Consider the following 20873-nt stretch of genomic DNA (forward strand, 5'->3'; position numbering starts at 1 on the left):
TAACCTTCTTGAGTAAAGGAAAAAACCAATTTGAGAGAATATTATTGCAACATAGAATAGATTATCTTTGTGTTCAGCGGAAGAATCATTCCAAAGCCAAATCGCAAAAACAGTGACAGCTACATATGAAAGAACATTATAAATCATTAGTGTAACTCCGAAGTTAATAGCACACTACGATTCGCAAGTTCTCTATTCACTTTTTTAAGTTCTGACTTGTTAAAAGCAACAGCACCCCAAATCACTAACATAGCTAAGCCACTACGACCAAACTTTCCTTTTGCAAGGGACTTCTCATATAGATCTTTAATACCCAAACTGGATGCACCAATCCCAACATAACTAACGAATGTATCTAAAAACTCATGAAAGCTCTTGTCATTCTGTAGCTCTTTATTCGTCATGGACCACACTCCATACTGTGAATTCAAAAATGTCGCATCCAATGCCCCAGTGATAAGTTTCCCCATCAATGCTCGATTCGATACACTCCGAATAATTTTCATTGCATCGATTCGCTGTTTTTGACTTAGATGCCTATACAAAATCATAGAGCAAATTGCATCGGTTTCATTCTTTCCTCCTCCGACAAGTAACTCCGGTCGGAAACCGATAATTTTTGCAAGGGTTCTTAATTGCTCTCGCTCACTCGATGGTAAGTTGTAGGGCAGTTTACTGATTGAAATTACACTAGCCATTTATGCCTCCGTGCATATTTTTTGATATAAAACTTAAGGTCGCATATCTCTCCTACGATATACGACGTATATTTTTCGAATACTAACCCTGCTTTAAAGGGTAAATAGCACAGACTTCACGCCAAATTGCCACCTTTAGCACCAAAAACTAGACATAATGATCCCCTGGTGAAAGTGTCGACTTCCTGCGTTTATTGTGGGGTCGTCAAACTAGAGCCACACTGTTAAATGCAAGTCATAACAGAACAGGAGATCGACATGTCTAATCTAGCTCGTTTGTCATTGGACTAGACGTTCACAAAGAAACCACAGATGTCGCTTATTGTGTTGATAATTCAAGAGATGAGCCTGTATTCCATGCCACCATCCCCACCAACACTCGCTCTATCAACAAATCTATCAAAAATACAAGATCTTGGCTACTCATCTTTGTGTAGTTTATGAAGCAGGGACTAAAAACAAGACATCCACTTAACCGACTGAAAACAAGACAGCTACTTGAACATTTCAATAGCTGATGGTCATGGCTGTCTATGTGATTTTGTCCCACGAGTTAGAGTGGGTGTCTCAATAATTTGCTTCCAAACGCCAGAACCAGGGGGAATTAGGGTTTACCGCCGTACTGCATACCCATAGCCGCCAGCGTAACCTGCATCCCCACTTACATGTATTGGTGGCCGGTGGGCGCTATCACAGTGCGAAGCAGCAGTGGCATCACTGCAACAAGAAGTACTTGTTTAACGCCTTTGCGCTGGCCAAGGTATGGCGAGGGAGAATGCTAGATGCGCTCAGTCAACACCCAAACATCAAGTTGCCCCCGCATATCCCCACCAAATGGGTGGTCGATTGTCGCAACGTAGGTTTTGGGCTGCCCGCGCTACAGTACTTATCTCGCTACTTGTATCGCGGGATCTTATCCGATAACGATATCATCAGTACCAATAATGACCAAGTGAGTTTTAGGTATCTAGATAGCCAAAGCCACACCACCAAAATCCGCACCTTGCCTACCTTAAGGTTCTTAAGGCTTATCTTGGCGCATGTATTGCCCAAGGGATTACAGCGGGTGAGAGATTATGGTTTTTTACGAGGCAACGCCAAACACATATTGCGGCGCATTCAGTTACTCCTGCGAGTGCCGCAACGCGTGAACCTCGCCGCGCTCCAAACCGACAAGCACAGCGCGACCCGGCCATGCCCTTGCTGCCAACACCCTATGCACTGCACAGGCGTGAGTCGAACGAGCTAGCCGAAAGGCGAACAATATAAGGAGAATGGCAGGGCTTAACATGAGGATGAATACATACAAAAATTAACAGCTTAGCACCATGTATGACAGGTAAAGGCTTAACGCCATTCACCCAGTCTTAGCCAAACTCGCCTTGTAAAAAGTAACAAGGCCTTGGCCCCGCCAACATCAATACCGTTATTTACTATAGAAGGGAGCATCGGGCTTGTTCAACACCCGAATAAGGTGGCGGCTACGCGACACCTATTCTTATTTGTTATAACACTACTCTGACGGTTTCGCTTTCTCTCCAAGGTGCTGGGTAAACCTTAGTAAATAACCATCTAGATCTTGTATCAGAAACTCTCGTTCACCTGATAGCTTTTCACCAATGTCATACCATGTTTCTTTTAAATCACGAAAAAAACGTACGTTAGCTTTCTTCAGTCTTTCAACTAGCGGATCTAAATCTGAAAGCTCTATTTGAAAATTTACTCCACGTCCTAATGGAGTAACTAACTCACCAGTAATCCACCCTGAATCCGTGATTTGTTCGAGCATGATCTGAACCTGTTCTTGTTCAAGGTATACAAAATCAGGATTTTCTCGCTTAATACGTACAGAGAAGCCAAGCACATCGACGTAAAATGATAACGACGCTTCAAAATTACTCACTGATAATTCGGGAACCATCGGGTTCCAGTATTCTTCCATAATCTATCCTTGCTATATGCTGTAATACTGCTTGTGTTATAACGCCCTGTTAAGGTGTGAGCAACGCAATACTGAAGCTGCCGCATACCACCTTAAACACTAAAACCAACGCACAGTAAAAATGCCACGCGTTGCGAATCACTCTTAAACAGATTGTTGAACGAAGCCGCTCTGCGGCAGAGTGCATAGCACCTGATATCTCATACTCAATGTGACACGGCCAATCGGTCGTGATGAACCGGAGTATGCAGCATGAACCCTACCCAACAACATCGTTATCATGTTTTATATAAACAACACCTTACCAATTTAACCTTACAAGGGAAACGACCAGCCACCATTGATGCGTACTCGCGTGCGGTACGTCGGATTTCTGCCCACTTTGACCGCTCCCCCGATACCTTAAGCACCGCTGATTTAAAGGCCTATTTTGCTCAACTGATTCGCAGCCATTCTTGGAGCACCGTGAAGCTAGACCGCAATGGCTTGCAATTTTTTTATCGCTACACCCTCGAGAAACAATGGCAGTGGCTAAACATTGTGAAGCCTCCTCAAGTGAAGCGCTTACCCGATATCTTAAGCCCTGCGCAAGTCGGCTTAGTGATAAGCATGACGTCGCAACCGCGCTATCAAGTCTTCTTCTTGGTGTTGTATTCCATGGGGCTGCGATTGAGCGAGGGCTTACACTTAAGTATTCATGATATTGATAGTCAGGCCATGCAAATCCATGTGCGGGATGCTAAAGGCGGTAAAGACCGCTTCGTGCCCATGCCACATCGCACCCTTCAGGTTTTACGTCACCATTGGCAAAGCCATCGCCATGCTCGTCTGCTGTTTCCACGCCAAGGTAAACAGGTGGATGTGCCTATGGATAAAGGCGGCGTACAAAAAGCCTTGAAGCGGGTATTGCGCGATTGCGGTATTCATAAACCCATTAGCCCGCATTCGCTGCGCCATTGTTATGCCACCCATCTGCTTGAACAAGGCTTGGATTTACGCTCCTTGCAACACTTACTGGGACACGCCAGTTTAAATACCACTGCACGTTATACCCAGTTGACCCAAGTGAAGCAACTAGATGCCGTAAAGGCAGTGAATAAACTCACTGACTCTCTCACACTCATGTGGCCGTAACCATGAGCACCTTTATTGATTTACTTCACCAACATGAGGCCGAGCTTGCACCGCTTTTAAGGGCGGATGCTAAACGGGCAATGTATGCCATGCTGCGTTGTAAAACTGAGCAACAAGGTCACAGCCTTTGGCAGTGTGAACATTGCCCGCATCAAGACCAATTGACGCTGTCTTGCGGCCATAGGCATTGCCCGCAGTGCCAACACCATTGCACCACTGGCTGGTTAACTCGCCAACAACACAAGCTGCTACCCACGACTTACTTTATGGTGACCTTCACCCTGCCTCATGAGCTAAGGGCTTTAGCCCGCGTGCAGCCTAAAGCCTTATACCAAATCATGTTCAAGGTGGTATCAAGCCTGTTAAAGGACTTTGCCAAACGCCAGAACCAGGGGGAATTAGGGTTTACCGCCGTACTGCATACCCATAGCCGCCAGCGTAACCTGCATCCCCACTTACATGTATTGGTGGCCGGTGGGCGCTATCACCGTGCGAAGCAGCAGTGGCATCACTGCAACAAGAAGTACTTGTTTAACGCCTTTGCGCTGGCCAAGGTATGGCGAGGGAGAATGCTAGATGCGCTCAATCAACACCCAAACATCAAGTTGCCCCCGCATATCCCCACCAAATGGGTGGTCGATTGTCGCAACGTAGGTTTTGGGCTGCCCGCGCTACAGTACTTATCTCGCTACTTGTATCGCGGGATCTTATCCGATAACGACATCATCAGTACCAATAACGACCAAGTGAGTTTTAGGTATCTAGATAGCCAAAGCCACACCACCAAAATCCGCACCTTACCTACCTTAAGGTTCTTAAGGCTTATCTTGGCGCATGTATTGCCCAAGGGATTACAGCGGGTGAGAGATTATGGTTTTTTACGGGGCAACGCCAAACACATATTGCGGCGCATTCAGTTACTCCTGCGAGTGCCGCAACGCGTGAACCTCGCCGCGCTCCAAACCGACAACCACAGCGCGACCCGGCCATGCCCTTGCTGCCAGCACCCCATGCACTGCACAGGCGTGAGTCGAACGAGCTAGCCGAAAGGCGAACAGGATAAGGAGAATGGCAGGGCTTAACATGAGGATGAATACATACAAAAAATAACAGCTTAGCACCATGTATGACAGGTAAAGGCTTAACGCCATTCACCCAGTCTTAGCCAAACTCGCCTTGTAAAAAGTAACAAGGCCTTGGCCCCGCCAACATCAATACCGTTATTTACTATAGAAGGGAGCATCGGGCTTGTTCAACACCCGAATAAGGTGGCGGCTACGCGACACCTATTCTTATTTGTTAGTAGTTTGAAGCTACGCATCCCCAACCATCAAATTCAACCTTGTACAGTTCGGCTACACAGACCATAAAACCAGATACACAAGAGATTATATTTTGATTTACTGGCATTGTTATTTTCACATCAACATAGTGCAGTTCATCTTGAACTACATGCTCCGCTACTCCAAACTGAAAGTCATTGATAAACCCAGTAACGACATCTGCCTTATCAGAATCAAGGCACTTAAAGTGAAAATCAACTTCTCTGAATAATGAAAAGTTATCTCCTTCTGCATCAAGCCTTCTTAGCACATCAACATCGCTTTCTGCTGACTCGATGATTTTATTTACAATCGACATAACTACCTCTAACTACTAACGCTAAGTAGGCCGCACGTGCGGTCTATCCCATTCAATGAGCGCGCGGCCTATCACAAAAAACATGACCTTCATCACATTCGCTCATCAATTAGTGATTTGATATTAACCCATTGTCTACCATAGTTTTTTACTCGGCATCAATCAATCGTCGATCCATTTCTTTCATTGATTGCTTTGACAAATGACGCAAACGAAACCACAAATACTGTATGTATATGGCTCTTCACCGAATGTAGTGGAAACACTTTCAACAAACATTAATGAGCGAGATAATAAGTAAACGTTCATGAATACCTCGCGACCATGCAAGACACGACGCTTTATCAATCCATTCTTGGATTAACTCATCCTTGGGCTGTTTCATCTGTTGAACTCAATGAGTCAACCCAAACCATCACCGTACGCGTTGACTATGACCGAGCTTCATTAACGGCTTGCCCCTCTTGCGGTAAGGCTGTTCGTCGACACGATACTCGGCGGCGGGTTTGGCGACATTTAGATACCTGTCAGTTTGAAACACGTATTGAGGCTGAAGTCCCTCGAGCTGATTGCCCAGAGCATGGAGTGCAAACACTTCAAGTGCCTTGGGCGACAAGTAACAGTCGCTACACAGAGCTGTTTGAGGCTCGCGTTATAGAGATGCTTAAAGTCAGTTCCTTATACGCGGTGAGTAAAACCTATCGGCTTAGCTGGGGAGCCATCGACCGTATTATGGCACGAGCCGTTCAACGCGGTCTGACAGCCAGAACCACCATCAACTACCAAGACCTGTTGGTCGATGAAACGGCATTTAAGAAAGGCCATGACTATGTCACGGTATTATCCAATAGTGATGGTCAGGTGATATCGGTTGAAGACGGTCGAACAGGCATGAGCCTATCTGCTTGCTTTAAGGCATTGCCCCCTGAGTCAACAATGGTTACACGTTCCATATCGATGGACATGAGCAGAGCATATATAAACGCAGCATATGACTACTTCGGTGAGCGGGCTAAGCAAATGATAGCCATAGACCATTTTCATATCGCAAAGGTGCTCACTAAAGCGGTGAATGAAGTGAGAAAAAGCGAACTCATGGCGTTGCCCCAGCATTTAAAAAGAGAGTGCCACCAAACACGGTATGGATGGTTAAAACGAAACAGCCACCTACATGGGACATTGAGAGAAAGAGTGAATGCGCTGGCCAAAATGATGCAAAATACTGGCTTGAGCTGGATATTCAAAGAGCAAGCAAGAGCCATTTGGTATGGCGATGCAGCTAACGCCAAAGCGGCTTGGAATGATTGGTTGGCACTCATAAAGGTCAGTCAAATCAGGCCGATGATGACAGCAGCAGAAACCGTGAAAACGCACTTAAAGGGCATCATCAATGCGATGCGTTATAAGGTATCAAATGGCTTAGCGGAAGCGATAAATGGAAACATTCAGCGCCTAAAAATACGTTCGATGGGTTTTAGAAATAAAGAACGCTTTAAGCGAGCTATTTTATTTCACTTTGGAGGGCTTGATATGACTTTCCACCAAGAACGGTGAAGAGCCATGTATATACAGATAAAAAGTGCGCAACATGTCAAACACACCATTGCGGCTCCAGCAGCGATTTAGAAATACGATTTATCAGCACCATTACAGTATTCGCACCGAGCAAACCTATTGGCATTGGATAAAACGTTTTTGTATTTTTATCACAAGCAGCACCCAGCAAAGCTCGGAGCTGCTGATATTGAACGATTTCTAACTCATCTAACGGTCGATAGGCAAGTCGCTCCGGCGACTCAAACATCGCATTTAATGCCTTCATGTTTCTCTATAACAAAGTACTACGTATCGAAATGATTGGAATTCAGGCGAAACGCGCGAAAAAACGAGTCAACATTCCCGTAGTTTTTACTCGAGCTGAAGTGAGCCAAGTGATTGCGAATTTACCCGCGGATTATCAGATCATGGCTTCACTGCTTTACGGTTCGGGACTAAGACTCAGTGAATGCTTGAGATGACGGATTAAAGACTTAGATTTTGATCAACATACAATCACCGTACGGCAAGGCAAAGGAAATAAAGATCGCGTGACTTTGTTACCCCCTAACTTGATCCCAAAGCTTCGCGATAACATTCTCCTGAGCAAAAGTGTTTTTGCTCACGATATGAGTCTACATTATGCGGGAACAACGATGCCTTACGCGTTAGCCCGTAAGTATCCACATTCCCAACGCTCGTTTTCTTGGCCGTTTTTGTTGCCTTCATATCGACGCTAGAACGGGTTGAGCTCAAACGCCATCATATTCACCATAGTGTGCGCCAGAAAGCAGTCACCAAAGCCGTGCATAATGCCGGAATAAATAAGCCTGCAAGTTGCCATACCTTTGCCACCCATTTGTTAGAACAAGGGACTGATTTAAGAACTATACAAGAATTACTTGGCCATCAGGATGTAACAACGATTGAGATTTACACGCATGTTATCAGTCGTTATACCACGGGCGCCAAAAGCCCTTTTGCGTGCTTGGTTCAGCTGCAAAATAGATGACCGATTGAAAAAGCATCAAGCCGCTTATGCATTCTAGCTGGCGATTAAACTTGGCTCGTAAATCAAAAACAAAACCATTAGTTATAATCGGGAACGCTCATGCATGAGAGAGTCGTTCGTAAGAAGGCCTAACACGTTTTGGAGCACCAACGAGTCTGTACGCCCTAAGCCACTTCGGGACAAGAGCGACACAACTGATATCCACTGCCCCTCAACAAACTTCGGATTAAAAATCACTGCACATATACGGCAGCGCAATAACTGTCGATAACAAGGGTAAAGTCATCATCCTGTCACTGCTGGCGGCACTTCTTTAGGTATTTTAGGCTTGCGCTCTTGGCTTAAATAAACACCAAAGAAAATAACCCCTACCGCAACCCACTGAGTCGTTTCCAAACGTTCCCCAAGCAGCAACATCGAAAAAATCAATGACAAAGCTGGCAATAGATTGGCGTAGCCCGCAGCGGTTGAAGCCTTTACATGAGTCAAAGAATAATTATATAAGCCATACGCACCTAATGTGACCACCAGCCCTAAATACACAATGGTGCCAACCGATGCCAATGACACCTGCTCAGGCCACTCAGAAACAAATGCTAAGGGGAAGAAAAATATAGCGCCGCAAAAACTTTGTAGTGCCGTTAATAAAAAAGCCGAGTAACGTTTGGTGAGATGTTTAACCAACAACGTGTAACCAACGGCAGTACACATTGCCAAAAATTCAAGGAAATTCCCCAATATCGCATTAGGTGCTTGCAGGCTATTTTCGCCAGTTACCGACATCCATACCACACCAACAACGGCGATCATAAAACCAGTCCATTGTTTAAGGGTATTCCTTTCCCCTAAAAAAAAGAACGCCGTGACCGCAACCATTAACGGTAACATGGCCGTAATCATGCCCGCTTGCCCGGCGCTAGTATAAATCAGCGCTTGAGACTCAAACAAAAAGTACAAACATGGTTCAAAAAACGCCATCCCCATGAGAAACTTCCAATCACCCGCTTGATACTTAAAGTCTTGCCTTAACCAAGGCCAAACGACCAAAAATGCAGTCGTTCCAATACTCATTCGCAAAAACACCACGATCATTGGTGCCATTTCATTAACTGCAACTTTCAAGGCAATAAAAGAACTGCCCCACAACACCATCGCGAGTAACAATGCCAAATGCGCACGCAAGGTGGATGTTTCCATAGCAACTCCTATCTAAAATGAAAGTAACCAAAAAAATGCGGCAATCGCCTAGCTTATACCGTTCGCATTTGTGGCACATAGTAAGGGAACCTGATATGCCTAATACACAAGTAAAAGTGATGTCTCTATTCAAGCTTTTCTTGCCCGAATATTATTTCAGAGTGATAGAGACTAGGTTAACAAAGATAAATTTGAGGCATCTTGGAAAATGCCAGTCGGCGAGTATACATTTTTATTGCATAAAAATTCAACTGTATAATTCGAAGTAATGCGCTTACTCAGCCTCATCCTTGAAACGAAATCAGCAATGGCTCGGTGACGAGCTAGCCAAGCTTGCATTTGAGTCAAGCAATTGAATATTAAAATTATTGTCAAAAATCCATAAGCCTTGGTTAATTTACTCTTAGCATTCGCAAATCATTCGCATTTAAGCATCAAACACTTATAAAATAGCTGTGACTTGTGTCATGCTGTTTACGAATGAATTTCTGGCAGTATCAAGGTTACCGCCAAGCCAAATAACAAAGATGTCGAATTCCTGCACACTCAAAACTGAGTGTTTGAATAACTATAAGAGGTGAATATTGAAAGCACATCGAATCAAAATTGCTCGGTTCATCACCGCAATCATTTTGCTCACTCCCATGATGTCTTGGGCTGGTCAGGCGTTAGTGCATGTTCCGGGCACCACTGTATCCATGACGCCTCCTGCTGGTTTTACGCTGTCTAACAGTTTTTCAGGCTTTGAAAATTTGACAACACATTCCAGCATTGTGATTGCCGAGCTCCCCGGAGACGCCTACGCTCAACTACAAATACTCTTCACTGATGCCGCGATTGCAAAAAAGGGCTTCGCCACAAAAGGGATCCAGATAAGCAAACGTCAAAACATCAAAGTTGGCGCCAACAGCATTCCATTGCTATCGGGAAATCAGCATATTAATGGCATAAATGTTGTTAAATATATAAGTCTACTCGATGGGAACTCAAGCGTTCTGATTAACTACAATCTTTTAAACCAGGAGCAGCTGAGCGAAAATGACGTCATAAAATCACTACAATCCATCTCACTTTCTGCAGCTGAACCGCTTGAAACAAAGTTGCAAAACTTACCTTTTAAATTTACAGCATTCTCTCCCTTTAAAGTCGTGGATGTACTGCTTGGCAGCTCCGCCTTACTCACCACTTTCGACGGTAGCGATCCAAGCGGCAATTTACCGATCATGGTCCTTGCAAGCTCACAAGCTCAGCACAACATTGGTGATATTAAGCCTGCTGCAGAACAATTTTTGAAATCGACAACTGGTTTTCAGGATGCCCGCATTACCAACGCTCAGCCCGTTAAATTTGCGAACTTAGACGGATACAAAATACAAGCGACTGCTGGCGATAAAACAATTGTTCAATATCTAGCAATGAAAGAAGACGGAAGCTATCTGCGCCTCGTCTCAACAGGAGCCACGCAGAAGATAACAGAACTAGTAAATGCCATTCAATTAGTCGCCGATTCAATGACTTTGACACCCTAAACGACTGTATAGAAGCAACAACGCTGGCGACTCGGTGTTGCTTCTACCAGAGATCGATCAGCTCAAGAGTTCACCATGCAAGGTATCAATATTATAGGGACCAGCGGCAGCGGTAAAACTGCCTTTAGCAAACAATTAGCGAAAGCCTTGGCTTACCCGCATTATGAGATGGATGCGATGTTCTGGAAGTCCAATTGGACTGAATCCACCGATCCACAACTATTCGCAGCGATTACTGCCGTTACCGAGCAAGAAAACTGGGTTTTAGATGGCAACTATAATCGAACGATCCCAGTGAAATGGGCCCATGTTGATACCGTAATTTGGCTCGATTATTCACTCCGCAGAACCTTATTTCAGGCGGTAAGACGGGCGTTGAGCCGCAGCTTACATCGCCAAGAACTATGGCAGGGAACTGGCAATCGAGAAAGTTTTCGAAAAAACTTTATGAGCCGAGATTCGATAATACTTTGGACGCTAAGAACCTATAGAAGCAATCAGCGCTATTACCAACAACTGATGCATACCAACACCTACCAACATATCAAATTTATTGCAGAACTGAATCATTAGGCCGCAGTTTTATGTTGTTACATTTATGTCTCGCAGATCCGAACAGGCCCAAGCAGGGGATTACAGAGGTTTAGGGACCGCGGGTAGGTTTTCCTTTAATAGCTTAATAAACTGATTGCCTGACCAACTTCGCTTATACACTAAGCCAAAGCTGTAGTTCACTGCGGGTTTAAAAGGACGAATTGCGACTTTATCCAGATTAGCTAAGTCATAAGCGGTAATGGGGTTAATCAGGCTCATTCCCACATTGTGTGCAACCAAAGAACAAATCGCGGCAATATTTGCCTCGGTTTTCCCAGAAATTCGAATATTACTCTTGGCAATATGCATTAACAGCTGGTCCGCCGCTAAGTTAGGTTGATTGGGGATCACCAAATGTTGATCCTTAAAATCATCGGTAGATATTTGCGCCTTATTGGCAAGCGGATGTTCAATGGGGACCAAACAGACCGCTTCCACTTCACAAATTTTATCAACAATCAGCGTTTGACTACTAACAGGCAAGGTAACAAAACCGGCATCAAACTGCCCCGCCTCTACAGCCCGCACCACCTCTGAACTCGTCAAGATGTCGAAAGAGATATTATATCCAGAGTTAATGCCTAACACCGCCGCAATCACTTGTGGTACAAAAGCAAAACCCAAACCGGGCACCGCGGCTAAGCGGATCCTTGATGCGCCAAACTCACGCAAAGCCACAATACTATGCTTCATCTCTTCAAGGTTACCCAGTAGGCCGAGTATTTCGCCATATAATTCATCGGCTTCCGGAGTGGTGATGAGACGCTTTTTATATCGAGTAAACAAAGGCATCCCTATGTTTTCTTCGAGTAAGGCCAAGGAACGGCTCACCCCAGATTGAGTAATGCCTAAATCTTTTGCAGTACGAGTCGCCGTTCCTGTTTCATAAAGCACTTTAAAAATAATCAGTGATTTCAACGAATTTAAATTAATTTGCGACATATCCTGCCCTTATTTTGGATGCCAATGCGGGATTTCAATACTAAATAGTATCACTCAGCATATGAGTAAAAGTCATCAATTAATGAAAAAACATTATAATTTACAATATTAAATTCCTTCTTATAATCGATCTTGTATTGAGGAAAACCAATATTTTTCAAACACGGATGTGAGGGGTGTAATGACAACAAATAATGCTTTGTTTTATCAAACTAGTGATGATGCGCCATTGATTGATCGTGCTGATGGTATCTATCTTTGGGACAATAACGGTAAACGCTACATTGATGGCTGTTCCGGCGCGATTACTTGTAATATGGGTCATAATCATCCGGCAATTAAAGCAGCGATGAAACAACAACTAGAGACGATAGCCTTCAGCTATCGCACCCAGTTTGAGAATCAGGCGGCGATTGATTTAGCCAATCAGTTGGTTGAAATAACCAATCATGACTTAGATAAAGTGTTCTTTGTCGGCAGCGGTTCAGAAGCCGTAGAAAGTGCGATTAAACTCGCTCGCCAGTACTTTTTTGCACTTGGACAAACCCAACGTCAGCATTTCGTGTCACTGCGACCGTCCTATCACGGCAGCACCTTGGGAGCCTTAGGCTTAACCAGTTATCAACCGTTAGAGCAGCCCTTTAGCAGCATTATTAATTCAGCAATTAAAGTGCCCTCACCCGATCTTTACCGCTATTCACAAGCCTCACTGCAACTCCATATTGAAGCGGTATTGGGCGAAACTGAAGCGGCGATCAACGAGGTAGGCGGTGAAAATATTATAGCCATCGTACTCGAGCCCGTTGGCGGTGCCAGCACCGGTGCAAGAATGCTTACTCAGCAATATTATGATGGTATTCAACAACTTTGCCAGCGCTTCGGCTGCTTACTTATTCTTGATGAAGTGCTTTCAGGAATGGGGCGCACCGGCCAATGGTTAGCATACCAACACTGGGATATAAAACCCGATATTGTCGCCTTGGCGAAAGGCTTAGGTGCCGGTTACTACCCTATCGCAGCAATGCTGGCGAGACAAGAATTGGTCAGCCCCGTCCTTGAGAGCGGCGGGTTTCAACATGGTCATACTTACGCAGGGAATCCATTAGCTTGCGCGACAGGTCGCGCCATTATTCAAGCAATGCATGACGAGCAAATCGTGGCCAATGCCGCCAAACAAGGAGCTTACTTGCGCGAGAAGCTCGATCAATTACAAGATTACCATCCGATGATTGGTCATGTTCGAGGGATTGGTTTACTACAAGGTGTTGAATTTGTTCAAAACCGACAAACTAAACAAGCATGGCCAGCCGAATTCAATATTTTTGCGCAGATTACCAATATTGCGAAACAAATGGGCTTATTAATCTATCCCCGTCGCAGTCTCAACGGAGTCGCAGGTGACCATATCCTGATTGCTCCTCCATTAACCGTCACAAGTGAAGAAATCGATTTAATCGTTTCGTTATTTAGTGATGCTTTACACAAGCTCGAACAGGCCTATTTATAGCAGCTGTATACGCCTTAATTTACATTCGATATTAAAAGGAAATTAATATGTTTTTAAGAATACTACTAAGTGCATGTCTAAGTTTGGGATTAACACTATCGGCTCACGCCGAGGATGGGATCGCCAAGGTAAAACAAGACAAACAACTCAGTTTTGCCCTAAGTGGGGCCTACCCGCCGTTCAACTATGTTGATGACAACGGTAAATTGGTTGGTTTTGATGTTGAAATTGGTCAAGAAATAGCGCGTCGGATTGGTGTTGAAGGTAAACCCGTTGCCACCGCCTGGGATGGGATTATTGCGGGTCTGTTGGCCAAGCGCTATACCACCATCATTGGCTCCATGGCCATTACCGAAGACCGCCTAAAAACTATCGACTTTTCGCAACCCTACTATCGCTCTGGCGCACAACTATTCGTCAAAAAAGGCGCTAAAACGATGAACATAGAAGATCTCAAAGGCAAAAAAGTAGGGGTAACCCTAGGCACCACCTTCGAGGCGTGGTTACGTAAAAATGCTCCGGAAGTCGAAGTTCGTACCTATAAAGGCGTTCCGCAACTGATTATGGAAACTCAATCAGGCAGACTTGCTGGATTTGTCTCTGACCGAATGACGGGCTTAATGGCAATTAAACAGCATGATTTCAAATTACAGATGGCTGGAGAACTGCTCTACCCTGAATTGATTGGCATCGCCCTCAATAAAGGAAACCCAGAGTTGCTTAAGGCAATTAATAGCGCCATTACCGAAATGCAATCTGACGGTACTTATACCCAGATCAGCCAGAAGTACTTCGGTACCGATATTCGATAAGGAGTGAATTCATGTTTGACTGGGCTATCATCATAAAATATATGCCCGTGCTTTCTGAGGCGGCAATTCTCACCTTATATATCGCCATCGTGGCGCTTGCTTTAGGCTTAGCGTTTGGTTTGATTGCGGCATTGGCAAAGGTCTCTAATAATCTACTATTTAGAGCAATCGCCAACTTCTATATTTGGTTAATTCGCTCGACCCCATTATTAGTACAACTGTTTCTTATTTACTATGGATTGCCCCAGTTTGGACTTGATTTATCCCCCTTCTTGTCTGGTGTACTTGGTTTAGCGCTCAATGTGGGCGCTTACAATGCCGAAACCATAAGAGCTGGCATTCAATCGATTGGACAAGGCCAAACAGAAGCAGCCAAATCAATCGGAATGAATCATGCGCAAACCATGCGGCGCATTATTCTTCCGCAAGCGCTGCGCAATATTATTCCGCCTTTAGGAAACAATTTTATTATCTTAATCAAAGATACCTCTCTGGTTTCCACGATTACGCTGGTTGAACTCACCATGAAAACGCAACAATTAGTTGGAACCACCTATAAGCCATTTGAGCTCTACCTCGCGGCAACTATGCTGTATGCCGTCATGACAAGTGTAACCGCCGCCTTACTGCATAAATTAGAACGACACCTGCATCAAAAAACCACGAGGAGCTAAGGAATGGCCAACTCCATTGTAAAAATCAACGCCCTAAAGAAAAGCTATGGCCAACTAGAAGTGCTTCGTTCGGTCAACTTAGATGTAAACGCAGGGGAAGTGATTGTCATCATTGGTCCTAGCGGCTCAGGCAAGAGCACTCTGTTGCGCACCATGAACCATTTGGAGACCCCCAGCGGAGGTACCATTATCGTGAATAACACGCTCGTAAATGACGATAATCTCAACGGAAAAATGCTCGAGCGTCATTTATGTAAAGTTCGTACCAACTTAGGCATGGTTTTCCAGCACTTCAATTTATTCCCGCACATGACGATCCTCGAAAATATAATTGAAGGCCCAACTATTGTGCTCAAACAAGCCCGCCAAGAAGCGACTCGTCGAGCCATCAAATTACTGGAAAGTGTCGGTTTAGCCGACAAACAAAATGCCTATCCAGACATGCTTTCTGGTGGTCAAAAGCAGCGCGTTGCGATTGTCCGAGCGTTAGCGATGAACCCAGCGGTTATGTTGTTTGATGAACCCACATCGGCTCTCGATCCCGAACTGGTGGGCGAAGTACTGGCGGTTATAGAACAGTTGGCTCGCGATGGTATGACCATGCTGATTGTGACTCACGAAATGAGTTTTGCACAAAAAGTTGCTGACCGCGTGATATTTATGGACGGTGGTTACATCGTTGAAGACGGCACACCAGAGCAATTATTTGGCAATCCTCAGCATCAGCGAACCCAGCAATTTCTAGCGAGCATTCATTCATGAACAAACAACAAACATTACAGCAGGCAATTGCTGTAATCCCCGAGGGTGCGACGGTTATGGTGGGCGGTTTTGGTTGCCCAGGAACCCCTTTCACCCTGATCAACGAATTATTACGCCAAGGGCAGCGTCATTTAACCTTAATCAAAAACGATGCCAACGAGAGTGGTATTGGGATCAGTAAACTTATCGAAAATGGTCAGGTCGATAAACTAATTACCACCCATCTAGGTTTAAATAAACCGGTGATCGACTTGATGAACAGCGGCCAATTAGAAGTTGAATTTCACCCGCAAGGCATTCTCGCCGAAAAGATCCGTACTGCCGGAGCCGGCAGCTTTGGCTTTTTATCTGATATTGGGCTCGATTCTGAAATCACCTTACCGGAACAGCTTTTGGAATGGCAAGGACAGCGCTATAAAGTTGAAATGGCGCAAAGCGCAGAGTTTGCCTTATTGCACGCAGCCCAAGCCGATCACTACGGCAACTTAATGTATCAGGGGTCGGCGATCAACTTCAGTCCCTTAATGGCAATGGCAGCAAACCATGTGATTGTGGAAACCGCTGATTGCCAAGAACCCGGGAGCCTTAATCCAAATCACATTCATACGCCATCGGTATTTGTGAGCAGTTTAGTGCCATTAGCCGCATTATCTGATGAATACGGAGCTCTTTCTCATCATGTCAAATATTAGTCGAATCATCGAACGAGCCGCGCGCGAGATACAAGCCGACACTGTCATCAATCTTGGGATTGGTTTACCAGCTAAAGTTGTCGAGTTTTTACCGAAGGAATTAAACATTTTAATCCATTGCGAAAATGGCGTGCTCGGCGCCGCCGAACAACCGAAACCGGAGGATATAGACCCCTTCGTGATAGACTCCGCCGGGAACTATATTTCAACTTGTCTCGGCAGTAGCTATTTCGATAGTGCTGTATCTTTTGCGATGATCCGACGTGCAAAACTGGATTTAACCATGATTGGGGCGTTTGAAGTGGACCAAGCCGGTAACTTAGCCAACTGGAAGATCCCGGGGCGTTTTTCGCCAGGCATCGGCGGCGCGATGGAGCTTGCACAAAAAACCCCGCGTATTGTGGTATTGATGACCCACTGTGACAAAAAAGGCCAGCCTAAAATTCTAAAGCAGTGCCGATTACCACTTACCGCAAGACACTGTGTATCGCGGATTATTACAGATAAGGCGGTGATGGATGTGACCCCGCAGGGTTTAGTGCTTAAAGAAAAAGCCAAAGATATAAGTCTAGAGCAACTGATTCACTTCACCGAAGCTGATCTTATCATTCCAGAACAAATAGGTGAGCTATGAGCTTTAATCAATGTGAACAAGCCATCCTCAATAGCTGCGAGCAACTCTTCGAAGATGCCCTCTCTTTCACCGAAGACATGGTCCAACAATACGGCGTACTCAACCATGAGCAAGGTGTTCTAGATATTGTTGAAAGACAGCTCTGCGCCTTAAAACTTCCGGTGGAACGTGTCGCAATGAAGCATAGTGATATGTGCGGTCACGCCCTCTATGCCCCCGTGCCATGGGATCATGAGAATAAATACAACCTGGTAAGTCAACTCAACAAAGGCGCTCCAGGTAAAACGCTGGTACTGAATGGTCATCTCGATGTTGTGAGCGCAGACCCAGCAGACATGTGGACTCAGGCTCCTAATCAACCATGGCGAAAGGACGGTTGGTTATATGGTCGAGGCGCAGGTGATATGCAATCGGGCGTCGCCGCAATGATTTTTGCGGTACATGCCATTCAACACGCCGGGTATACAATTAAGTCACCGTTAATTATTCAAGCCGTGGTCGAAGAAGAGTGCTCTGGAAATGGCGCTCTGGCATGTTTACAGCAAGGATTTGGCGGCGACTTCGTGCTAATTCCAGAACCCTTCGGACCACAAATTTATGCCGCTCAAGTTGGTGTCTTATGGTTCAAACTGCTGGTCAGAGGCCGACCCGCCCATGTTTTAGATACATCAGCTGGCGACAATGCGATCGAGAAAATACAGAAATTAATTCCTTGGTTAAAATCGCTAGAAGCTGAACTTAATGAGCTCGAACGACCAGCACCCTATGATCAAATTGCGCAACCGTTTAACCTGAACATTGGTAAAATTAAAGGCGGTAATTGGGCTTCGAGTGTTCCCGCACATGCCGAAATGGAAGGACGGATCGGCTTTCCGCCTGGCATGAGTGCCAGTCATATCATGCAACGGGTAAACGATTGTATTGAACAAGCAGCCTTAAAAGATAAAGCCTTTGTGAGTCAAAAACCGATCCTGCGGTTTCATGGCTTTCGTTCTGAAGGACATATCGTGGATACTGGCCATGCAGGGGTCGGCTTGCTTGCTAACTGTCATCACACATTATTAGGAAAAGAACCTGAGCATTATTTATCCACTTGTACCACCGACTTACGCGCATTCCATTTCTATAGTCGAACCGCTGGAACCTGCTACGGGCCAATAGCAAAGAACATTCATGGCGTTGATGAGTGCGTCGATATCGAATCCATTCGCCACACCTTAAAAACCTACGCTCTCTTTATCAGCCGCTGGTGTCAACTGGAGAAAAAATGAAAGCTGTTTATCTAAGTCATTATCAACGAACTGCCTTTAGTCGAGCCCACCCTAAAAAATCCGAGGTTGACACCTTAGCGCCAATACGTGGCGATACACTTTTGGCACAACTGATCGACCATGCGTTAATCGAAACCGCGGTTAATGCAGATAAGGTGGATGACCTATCGCTCGGCTGCGCTCTCAGTGTTAAAGATCAGTGGAGTTTTGGTGGACGTTATCCGCTTTATCAAAGCCAATTAGGCGATCAGTGTGCCAGCAGAAGTATCGACCAGCAATGTGGTTCTGGGATCTCAGCAATCCGTTCCAGTGCATTAATTTTAGCTTCGGGGGCAGCCGATATCGCACTCGCCGGAGGCTATGAAAACATGACTCGGATCCCCATGGGCCCCTCGTTATTTCAGCAAGGTATTCTCACGATTCCAGAACATTACGCCGATCGTTATCAAATGGATGTCGTGATGAATATGGGCCTCACAGCAGAAGCCTTGATGAAAAAAACACAGTGCGACCGAAACACAATGGACGAATTCGCTTTAAGCTCACACCAACGTGCAGCCAATGCCCAAGCCAGTGGTTACTTAAGCCAAGAAATTCTGCCGATCCATACCAAGCATGACTCCGTATTTGAACAGGATGCCAACATTCGAAGCGATACCAGCCTCAGCCAACTCGCAGCGCTTAAACCGGTATTCACTGAAAACGGTCATATAACCGCTGGGAATAGCTCCCCCTTAACCAGTGGTGCGGCGCTGATGATGTTAATGACGGAGTCAGCTTTAGAGGAGCATCATGCTCAACCACTCGCTCGAATAGTTGCTTGCGCCGATCGAGGTACTCAACCAGAACTTATGGGACAAGGTGTGGTGCCCGCGATACAGCGAGTGCTGCAAATGGCGAAGCTAAAACCAGAGCAAATCGATTGCTGGGAAATTAACGAAGCATTTAGCATCGTACCACTTTATGCAATGGCACAATTGGGAATTAGCCATGAACAGCTAAATATAAACGGCGGAGCCATCGCCCTCGGCCATCCCCTTGGAGCCAGTGGTATTCGCTTAGTTGGCACACTTGCTCGAACTTTACACCAACAACAAGCTCGCTACGGTGTTGCTGCCGCTTGTATCGGAGGCGGTCAAGGGATCGCGATGTTAATCGAGCGAGTCTAAAATCCATATCATTGTTCATATACTCCCCATATCCATGTAACAGTTTGTTCCATGGATATGCAACCACCGTTACTTTCGAGTCATTCAGCAATGCTAAAAAACCTAGAGACAAATTACTAACGTTTTGTTTACATAGAACATTATAGAGATGTAATCCTTTATAAATCAGGCGTATACTTCAATGCTTCTCGACTGGCTTACAGGTCGAGTCACTCTTAATATGAGAGTGACATTATGTCAAAGCCCTGCCGTAACGTGACTCTATTCACCCAGCGCTTGCCAGCCAGAGAAATAATAATATGAGCACTGATTAGCCGCTCATCAAAGGTACTCTCTTTTAATCAGCGGCATTGTGTAAAAAATATTGACTTATTAAGGGAATTAAAATGAAAGTTACAGTCTTACCATTCTTTATGTTAGCGGTTTCAATCGGGGGTTGTGGTAGTAGCAATAGCGAGAGTGGCGATGTAAAAAACATCGATATCGAGAATGCCTCCATTTGTTTTAATGAAGATTTATATGAGCTCGGTGCAACACAGACTATCAGCATGGTCGCGCAAGATGGATCCATTGAGACCAGTTTAACGAAAGTGATTGAAGAAACAACTTACCGGAGCCAGCCTGCATTGCTCGCTCAAACAACCGAAAATAACGTCACCGATAACGCCTATTTATTCATCGATGAAGGGAATAAAGAACAAATCATGTTGGGAGAAACTGATAATGCAAATGAAAACGAATTGAGCTATACGCCTGGTACCTCAATGCGATTTGACGTAGATAAAGGTGATATTCATCGTCAAACCATTACCATGATCGTAAACAACTCATCGGGGGTTGACCAAGAATTTGTGACCAACATTAGTTCAGAATTTCAAGGCTTTGAAAACATCACTGTTCCTGCTGGTACCTTCAAAACATGCAAATTTGAACAAAGTTATTCAATGACATTACCTGACGGCTCTCCGGCTGAGGGTAAGGATATCATCTGGTACGCAGCAAACTACGGAGTGGAAGTTCAAATATCAAATGATGGAACTATTAGCAAACTGGTTGAAGCAGAGCTCAATGGCGTCAAAATGTAAATTCCAAATGGTGTTTATTTCAATATTTAAACGATGATACAG

At 45.0% G+C, this 20873-nt stretch carries 22 protein-coding genes and 1 pseudogene; 18 read left to right on the forward strand and 5 right to left on the reverse strand.

Annotated features, from left to right (window positions below; genetic code table 11):
- Window positions 1–146: 146 nt before the first annotated feature.
- Entirely contained in the window at window positions 147–698 is a 552-nt protein-coding gene (locus ACRRSX_RS13880) for a hypothetical protein (RefSeq protein WP_432452591.1), read from the reverse strand.
- A 580-nt stretch (window positions 699–1278) separates the two neighbouring features.
- Here ACRRSX_RS13880 and ACRRSX_RS13885 point away from each other — a divergent pair.
- Window positions 1279–1947: pseudogene (locus ACRRSX_RS13885) on the forward strand (IS91 family transposase); the annotation flags it as partial.
- Between the two features lie 264 nt (window positions 1948–2211).
- Here the strand turns inward: ACRRSX_RS13885 and ACRRSX_RS13890 are convergent.
- Window positions 2212–2640, reverse strand: a complete 429-nt coding sequence (locus ACRRSX_RS13890; RefSeq protein ID WP_114633520.1) for a bleomycin resistance protein — start codon at window positions 2638–2640, stop codon at window positions 2212–2214.
- A 252-nt stretch (window positions 2641–2892) separates the two neighbouring features.
- Between ACRRSX_RS13890 and ACRRSX_RS13895 the strand changes: the two genes are divergently transcribed.
- On the forward strand, window positions 2893–3774 hold the full coding sequence (locus tag ACRRSX_RS13895) for a site-specific integrase (RefSeq protein WP_432452429.1): 882 nt from the start codon (window positions 2893–2895) through the stop codon (window positions 3772–3774).
- A gap of 2 nt (window positions 3775–3776) precedes the next feature.
- Window positions 3777–4817 carry an IS91 family transposase gene (locus ACRRSX_RS13900; protein WP_432452428.1) on the forward strand — a complete coding sequence of 347 codons (1041 nt, stop codon included), beginning with the start codon at window positions 3777–3779 and terminating at the stop codon, window positions 4815–4817.
- A 256-nt stretch (window positions 4818–5073) separates the two neighbouring features.
- Here the strand turns inward: ACRRSX_RS13900 and ACRRSX_RS13905 are convergent, their stop codons facing one another.
- Complete coding sequence (locus ACRRSX_RS13905) at window positions 5074–5415, reverse strand: ribonuclease E inhibitor RraB (RefSeq protein ID WP_176314041.1); 342 nt, start codon at window positions 5413–5415, stop codon at window positions 5074–5076.
- A gap of 324 nt (window positions 5416–5739) precedes the next feature.
- Here ACRRSX_RS13905 and ACRRSX_RS13910 point away from each other — a divergent pair, with 324 nt between their 5' ends.
- The 4 genes from ACRRSX_RS13910 (at window position 5740) to ACRRSX_RS13925 (ending at window position 7963) form a co-directional block, all read left to right on the forward strand.
- The gene (locus ACRRSX_RS13910) at window positions 5740–6969 is read left to right on the forward strand and encodes an ISL3 family transposase (RefSeq protein WP_432452351.1); all 1230 of its coding nucleotides are present in this window, start codon (window positions 5740–5742) and stop codon (window positions 6967–6969) included.
- A gap of 34 nt (window positions 6970–7003) precedes the next feature.
- Window positions 7004–7174 (forward strand): phage integrase N-terminal SAM-like domain-containing protein, encoded by a 171-nt coding sequence (locus tag ACRRSX_RS13915; protein ID WP_432452590.1) that lies wholly within the window; start codon window positions 7004–7006, stop codon window positions 7172–7174.
- Window positions 7111–7272 carry a phage integrase N-terminal SAM-like domain-containing protein gene (locus ACRRSX_RS13920; RefSeq protein WP_439022901.1) on the forward strand — a complete coding sequence of 54 codons (162 nt, stop codon included), beginning with the start codon at window positions 7111–7113 and terminating at the stop codon, window positions 7270–7272. Before ACRRSX_RS13915 ends, ACRRSX_RS13920 begins: the two co-directional genes overlap by 64 nt.
- 385 nt (window positions 7273–7657) lie before the next feature.
- On the forward strand, window positions 7658–7963 hold the full coding sequence (locus tag ACRRSX_RS13925; protein ID WP_432469666.1) for a tyrosine-type recombinase/integrase: 306 nt from the start codon (window positions 7658–7660) through the stop codon (window positions 7961–7963).
- Window positions 7964–8248: 285 nt separating this feature from the next.
- Here the strand turns inward: ACRRSX_RS13925 and ACRRSX_RS13930 are convergent, their stop codons facing one another.
- A complete protein-coding gene (locus ACRRSX_RS13930) occupies window positions 8249–9160 on the reverse strand; it encodes a DMT family transporter (RefSeq protein ID WP_432452589.1) in 912 nt (303 codons plus the stop codon).
- A gap of 584 nt (window positions 9161–9744) precedes the next feature.
- Here ACRRSX_RS13930 and ACRRSX_RS13935 point away from each other — a divergent pair.
- A complete protein-coding gene (locus ACRRSX_RS13935) occupies window positions 9745–10689 on the forward strand; it encodes a hypothetical protein (RefSeq protein ID WP_432452588.1) in 945 nt (314 codons plus the stop codon).
- Between the two features lie 75 nt (window positions 10690–10764).
- Complete coding sequence (locus ACRRSX_RS13940; RefSeq protein WP_432452587.1) at window positions 10765–11262, forward strand: AAA family ATPase; 498 nt, start codon at window positions 10765–10767, stop codon at window positions 11260–11262.
- Between the two features lie 60 nt (window positions 11263–11322).
- On the opposite strand, the gene ACRRSX_RS13945 is transcribed toward ACRRSX_RS13940, so the two are convergent.
- Entirely contained in the window at window positions 11323–12225 is a 903-nt protein-coding gene (locus tag ACRRSX_RS13945) for a LysR family transcriptional regulator (RefSeq protein ID WP_432452586.1), read from the reverse strand.
- A gap of 181 nt (window positions 12226–12406) precedes the next feature.
- On the opposite strand from ACRRSX_RS13945, the gene ACRRSX_RS13950 reads away from it, so the two are divergent.
- From ACRRSX_RS13950 to ACRRSX_RS13990, 9 genes are all read left to right on the forward strand, one after another.
- A complete protein-coding gene (locus ACRRSX_RS13950; protein ID WP_432452585.1) occupies window positions 12407–13732 on the forward strand; it encodes an aspartate aminotransferase family protein in 1326 nt (441 codons plus the stop codon).
- A gap of 47 nt (window positions 13733–13779) precedes the next feature.
- Entirely contained in the window at window positions 13780–14544 is a 765-nt protein-coding gene (locus ACRRSX_RS13955) for an ABC transporter substrate-binding protein (protein ID WP_432452584.1), read from the forward strand.
- Window positions 14545–14555: 11 nt separating this feature from the next.
- On the forward strand, window positions 14556–15218 hold the full coding sequence (locus tag ACRRSX_RS13960) for an amino acid ABC transporter permease (protein WP_432452583.1): 663 nt from the start codon (window positions 14556–14558) through the stop codon (window positions 15216–15218).
- A 15-nt stretch (window positions 15219–15233) separates the two neighbouring features.
- On the forward strand, window positions 15234–15980 hold the full coding sequence (locus tag ACRRSX_RS13965; RefSeq protein WP_432456170.1) for an amino acid ABC transporter ATP-binding protein: 747 nt from the start codon (window positions 15234–15236) through the stop codon (window positions 15978–15980).
- Window positions 15977–16672, forward strand: coding sequence for a CoA transferase subunit A (locus tag ACRRSX_RS13970; RefSeq protein WP_432452582.1), 696 nt, complete (start codon window positions 15977–15979; stop codon window positions 16670–16672). Before ACRRSX_RS13965 ends, ACRRSX_RS13970 begins: the two co-directional genes overlap by 4 nt.
- Window positions 16659–17306 (forward strand): 3-oxoacid CoA-transferase subunit B, encoded by a 648-nt coding sequence (locus ACRRSX_RS13975; protein ID WP_432452581.1) that lies wholly within the window; start codon window positions 16659–16661, stop codon window positions 17304–17306. The genes ACRRSX_RS13970 and ACRRSX_RS13975 overlap by 14 nt, the downstream gene beginning before the upstream one ends.
- Entirely contained in the window at window positions 17303–18577 is a 1275-nt protein-coding gene (locus ACRRSX_RS13980; RefSeq protein WP_432452580.1) for an ArgE/DapE family deacylase, read from the forward strand. Before ACRRSX_RS13975 ends, ACRRSX_RS13980 begins: the two co-directional genes overlap by 4 nt.
- Window positions 18574–19746 (forward strand): acetyl-CoA C-acyltransferase, encoded by a 1173-nt coding sequence (locus ACRRSX_RS13985; RefSeq protein WP_432452579.1) that lies wholly within the window; start codon window positions 18574–18576, stop codon window positions 19744–19746. The genes ACRRSX_RS13980 and ACRRSX_RS13985 overlap by 4 nt, the downstream gene beginning before the upstream one ends.
- Before the next feature lie 386 nt (window positions 19747–20132).
- Window positions 20133–20831: a TapB family protein gene (locus ACRRSX_RS13990; protein WP_432452578.1), complete on the forward strand. Its 699-nt coding sequence runs from the start codon at window positions 20133–20135 to the stop codon at window positions 20829–20831.
- The last annotated feature ends 42 nt before the right edge of the window (window positions 20832–20873 follow it).

This window comes from Agarivorans sp. QJM3NY_30 (assembly GCF_050870855.2).
Lineage (GTDB): Bacteria > Pseudomonadota > Gammaproteobacteria > Enterobacterales > Celerinatantimonadaceae > Agarivorans.